Origin of the sequence: uncultured Anaerococcus sp. (assembly GCF_963510575.1) — a bacterium.
Taxonomy (GTDB): Bacteria; Bacillota; Clostridia; order Tissierellales; family Peptoniphilaceae; genus Anaerococcus.
In genome coordinates this window covers 1-3,748 of record NZ_CAUPFR010000132.1, presented here as the reverse complement: position 1 = coordinate 3,748, position 3,748 = coordinate 1, and the positions used below count along the sequence as shown (strand labels likewise).

Annotated in this window: 4 protein-coding genes and 1 pseudogene; 4 read left to right on the top strand and 1 reads right to left on the bottom strand. The window is 32.8% G+C overall.

Going from position 1 to position 3,748, the window contains the following annotated elements; all coding sequences use genetic code 11:
• A pseudogene (locus RQ907_RS08005) lies at nt 1-102 on the top strand (DUF2254 domain-containing protein); the annotation flags it as partial.
• A 117-nt stretch (nt 103-219) separates the two neighbouring features.
• On the opposite strand, the gene RQ907_RS08000 reads toward RQ907_RS08005, so the two are convergent.
• On the bottom strand, nt 220-1,254 hold the full coding sequence (locus RQ907_RS08000) for a putative sulfate exporter family transporter (RefSeq protein WP_311492848.1): 1,035 nt from the start codon (nt 1,252-1,254) through the stop codon (nt 220-222).
• Nucleotides 1,255-1,359: 105 nt separating this feature from the next.
• On the opposite strand from RQ907_RS08000, the gene RQ907_RS07995 reads away from it, so the two are divergent.
• From RQ907_RS07995 to RQ907_RS07985, 3 genes are all read left to right on the top strand, one after another.
• Nucleotides 1,360-2,235 carry a LysR family transcriptional regulator gene (locus tag RQ907_RS07995; protein ID WP_311492847.1) on the top strand — a complete coding sequence of 292 codons (876 nt, stop codon included), beginning with the start codon at nt 1,360-1,362 and terminating at the stop codon, nt 2,233-2,235.
• 247 nt (nt 2,236-2,482) lie between these two features.
• Nucleotides 2,483-3,040, top strand: a complete 558-nt coding sequence (locus RQ907_RS07990) for a sigma-70 family RNA polymerase sigma factor (protein WP_311492846.1) — start codon at nt 2,483-2,485, stop codon at nt 3,038-3,040.
• Nucleotides 3,037-3,748: hypothetical protein (locus tag RQ907_RS07985; protein WP_311492845.1), on the top strand; the 712-nt coding region annotated here is incomplete at its 3' end. The genes RQ907_RS07990 and RQ907_RS07985, both read left to right, overlap by 4 nt.

Sequence of the window (3,748 nt, the reverse complement as noted above, 5' to 3'; positions counted from 1 at the left end):
GATGATAGCTATGAAATTTTAATAGAAAATTTTACTCACGAAATTCATTTGGATATTTTTAAAAGAATAAGAAACAATATGGAAGAGCAAGTTAGCTTATAGGAATACTGGATTTAAATTTATATGAATAAAAAATAAATTAAAAATGTGATCAATTAGTGAACTGACCCCCAAAAGTTAGACCAAAAAACTAACTAAAGGAGGTCAGTTTTTAAAAGATTATAAGATGCCTAGAACTTTTTCTAGTATTAGGGTTATGGATGTGATTGATATAAAGCACACTCCCCCTAAAGCTAGTGGCTTAGCTCCTGATTTTAATAGCTTTACTATATCGCTATTAAAACCAATAGCTGACATTGCCATTACAATAAAAAATTTGGATAAGTCCTTAAAGGGTTTGAAAAATTCAATATTTACTCCTTTGGCTAGGGCTATGGTTGTAATCAAACTTGCAAGGATGAAGTAGATTATAAAGAATGGAAAAATTTGTATTATAGATATTTTTTTATTAGCTTCTTGTTCAGCATTTCTCATTCTAATGAAGGCTAGTCCTAAGCATATTGGAATTATTGCTAGAGTCCTAGTCAATTTTACTGTTACAGCCTTGTCAAGTGTTTGGCTACCTAGATTAAATATTGTATCCCATGTTGATGCGCACGCTGTAACTGATGATGTATCATTAACAGCAGATCCTGCAAATATACCAAAGGCATGACCGTCGGTAGTAGAAAATCCAATCATACGGCCTAGGCTTGGAAATAAAATAGCAGCTAAGATATTAAAAAAGAATATAACAGATATAGCTTGGGCTATCTCATCTTCATCTGCATCTATAACTGGGGCGGCTGCAGCAATTGCAGAACCTCCACAAATTGATGAGCCAACGCCAACAAGTGTTGCGATATTTCCTTTTATAAGTCCAGCCTTGTAGGCTATGTATGCGATTATAAGTGATGTTGATATGGTAGATAGGATGATTGGAAGTGATTCTCTTCCAGTTTTTAAAACAATTCCAAGATCAAGACCAAATCCAAGGAGGATTACAGCATATTGAAGGATTTTCTTTGATGTAAATCTCACACCGCCCATATAAGGTTTTTTGTCTTTTATAATTTGACCTAGGGCCATTCCAATTAGAATGCCAAAGACTGCTGGGCCAACTAGTGGGATTTTTTTGCCGATTATTTGGGATATTATTGCAATTATAAGGCAGAGAATAATCCCTTTTATATTTTTTTCTATAGATTTTATCATATATTCTCCTTTCACTTTTTTTATTATATAATAAATAGATATAATGTAAAATTATAATTATTTACTATGTGATAAAAATTTGTTATGATAGATGTGGAGGATACTATGTTAGATTTTAGGATAGAAAGTTTTTTGGAAGTATGTAAATATATGAATTTTACAAGGGCGGCTGAAAGCCTTAATATAACACAGCCAGCCATATCTACTCATATTAAATACTTAGAAACCTATTACAATTGTAAACTTTTTTATAGAAGTAAGAGGAATTTGTGTCTAACAGATGAGGGCAAGATTCTAAAATCTGCTTTGCTTTCTATGTCAAATGATCAAGATAAGTTGAAGATGATATTAACTGAGAAAAAAACTAAGAGTGAAAAAATTTCCTTGGGTTTTACCAGGTCGGTCGGTGAATATCTAATATTGGATAAGCTTATAGCATTGATTAAAGAAAAACCTTCTTGTGATTTCCATATTTATTATGAAAATACGGACGAAATTTTAAGTGATATTGATAGTGGGAAGATAGACTTTGCCATTATAGAGGGATTTATAAAATCTAGTGATTATTTTATTAAAAAATACAAAAGCGATAGGATTGTTTGCATCAGCCACAAGGATCACAAGTTTAAAAAACAAGTAAAAAAGCTAACAGACTTATTAGATGAAAGAATTATTATTAGGGAAGACGGTTCTGGTACCTTAGCTATATTAAAAAATTTTTTAAGCATGGACAATATTAATACGAAAGATTTTGCAAATATCATAGAAATAAATAATATGCGTTCCATAGTAGAAATGCTCAGGTCGGATTGTGGCATAAGTTTTATTTTTGAATCTTGTGTAAAAAAAGAACTAGAAGAAGGTGTTCTCATGGTTGTTGACCTAGAAGATTTCAATCTAGTCCATGATTTATCTCTTGTTACCAGAAAAAATTCAATATTTACTGATTTGTATTTGCAAATAGCTGAATCTTTTTATTAGAAAAAAATTTCATAGTATTAGGTTAGGCTAAGATGGGAAAAATGTGAAGTTGAATTTTTTGATGATGATGGAGATACTATTGATGTAGTTACAACTCCTTTTAATAAATTAGAACTAATAAAATCTTTTTAATAAAGTTATATAAGTAGATTATTTATATAGAGTTTGTGAGCAATGATTCTTACAAGCTCTATGTAATATTTTTTAGTAATATACGTCTTATAGGATAGAGGGGGGGAAAGATTTTATGGATGATAAGGACATAATCAAATTATATTTTGATAGGAATGAAGCTGCAATCAAAGAAACTGACCTAAAATATAGACCCTATTGCTTTGGAATTAGTAACAATATTTTGAGAGATTACCAAAGTGCAGAGGAATGCGTTAACGACACCTACCTAGAGACTTGGAGGGCTATTCCACCTCAAAATCCTAATGTTTTCAAACTGTTTCTGGCAAAAATTACGAGAAATTTATCCCTTGATTGCTTTCGTAAAATTCATGCGGAAAAAAGGGGAGGAGGTCAAATCCCCTTGATACTTGACGAGCTAGATGAGATTATCCCTAGTTTTTATGATTTGGAAGAAGAGGTCATTTATAGGGATTTGTTAAGGGTTTTAAATGACTTTGTTAATAACTTATCTGACGAAGATAAAATAATCTTTCTACAGCGTTATTTCTACGCCATGCCAATCAAGGAAATCGCCTCAAATTCAAACTACAAGTACAACAATCTAGTAACTAGGCTACATAGACTTAGAAAAAAACTAAGAAATATCTTAGAAAGCGAGGAGCTATTATGAAAAATAGGGAAAATAAAAATGCAGAAATTCTCTTTAAGGCTATAGGTGACCTAGAAGAAGATGCCTATAAGTCAAGAGAGGGAGAAACTATTGACCCGACCACAAAGGCTAAGAATAAAGGCTTTTCTTGGAAAAAAATGGCCGGCCTTGCAGCCTGCCTATCTCTAGTCATTGTTTCTGTTAGCTTTTTGAAAGATAGACTGCCTGGCAGTTCTTCTAGAGGGCCATCCAAAGAAGTCACAACTGACGAAGCCGAATCATTTATGAAATACGAAGGACCAATCCTTCCGCTCATCCTAGGCTCTTCCGATTATAAGGATGATTTAAATGCTAGTCGTAAATTAACTTTTGATTTCTTCACTACAAATATTGGAGACCAAAGCCCAAAAAGAGCCTTACTAAAGGACCAATATATAATAGAAAATAAGGGCCCAGCAAAAAAAATAAAGGTCTTTTATCCCTTTGTATCAAGCGCCGATGACTTGGCCTACTCAAATCCAATAATTGACCAAGATGGAAATGTCTTGCAGGCAAAATTACATTACGGAAACTATACAGGGGACTTTGTTTCAACTGCCAATGAAATAGACCCAGCAGAAACTCTTAATCTTAGGGACTATATGTCATGGAAAGACTACCAAAAGGCCTTAAATGACGGGTCATATTTGAAAGACGCCCTGACAAAATCTCAAACACCAAGGATATACC

What these genes read in the sequence shown, in the direction of transcription:
- RQ907_RS08000 (WP_311492848.1), bottom strand. Translation starts at nt 1,254, where the DNA reads ATGATAAAATCTATAGAAAAAAATATAAAAGGGATTATTCTCTGCCTT.
- RQ907_RS07990 (WP_311492846.1), top strand. Translation starts at nt 2,483, where the DNA reads ATGGATGATAAGGACATAATCAAATTATATTTTGATAGGAATGAAGCT.
- RQ907_RS07995 (WP_311492847.1), top strand. Translation starts at nt 1,360, where the DNA reads ATGTTAGATTTTAGGATAGAAAGTTTTTTGGAAGTATGTAAATATATG.